This window comes from Microbispora sp. CSR-4, from assembly GCF_008033685.1.
Lineage (GTDB): Bacteria > Actinomycetota > Actinomycetes > Streptosporangiales > Streptosporangiaceae > Microbispora.
In genome coordinates this window covers 1-635 of sequence record NZ_VJVX01000233.1, presented here as the reverse complement: position 1 = coordinate 635, position 635 = coordinate 1, and the positions used below count along the sequence as shown (strand labels likewise).

The following is a 635-nucleotide window of genomic DNA, read 5'->3' as shown; positions in this document are numbered from 1 at the left end:
GTTTTCCTCATGATGTGGCGAAGCTCCTGGTAGACGGGTTGATCACCACAACCATCACCGTCATCGCCAGGAGCTTCGGGTGCTGTTCTATCGTGCTGCCGTCGATTTGTCGCGTTCAACGCTGAACTACGTGGCCGGACTGATCCGCAGGCGGCGCAAGGCCATCGGATCGACGTGGCGGCGGCTCAACCCCGGGCAGCAGGCGCTCCTGGTGCTGGTCTATCTGCGCAAGGGCGAGACATTCGCCGAGGTCGGAGCGGGTTTCGGAGTGTCGGCGGCCACCGCGTGGCGGTATGTGGAGGAAACCGTCGCCCTGCTGTCGGCTCGATCACCGAAACTGGCGACGGCGCTGCGGAAGGCCACGAAGGACGGCCTGCACTACCTGGTCTTGGACGGCACGCTCATCCGCACCGACCGAGTGAAGGCCGACCGGCCCTACTACTCGGGCAAGCATCGCGTGCATGGGATGAACGTGCAGGTCATCGCGGGACCGGACGGGACCATCGTGTGGACCTCCGGTGCGCTGCCAGGCAAGACCCACGACCTGACCGCCGCCCGGATCTGGGGCATCCTGCGCGCGCTCGACCAAGCCGGGATCATCACCCTGGCCGACAAGGCCTATCAGGGCGCCGGGG

At 66.0% G+C, this 635-nt stretch carries 1 protein-coding gene; it reads left to right on the top strand.

Annotated elements, in window-relative coordinates; translation table 11 throughout:
- Positions 1–79: 79 nt before the first annotated feature.
- A partial coding sequence (locus tag FLV34_RS39595) for a transposase family protein (RefSeq protein WP_147945624.1) occupies positions 80–635 on the top strand: 556 nt, incomplete at its 3' end.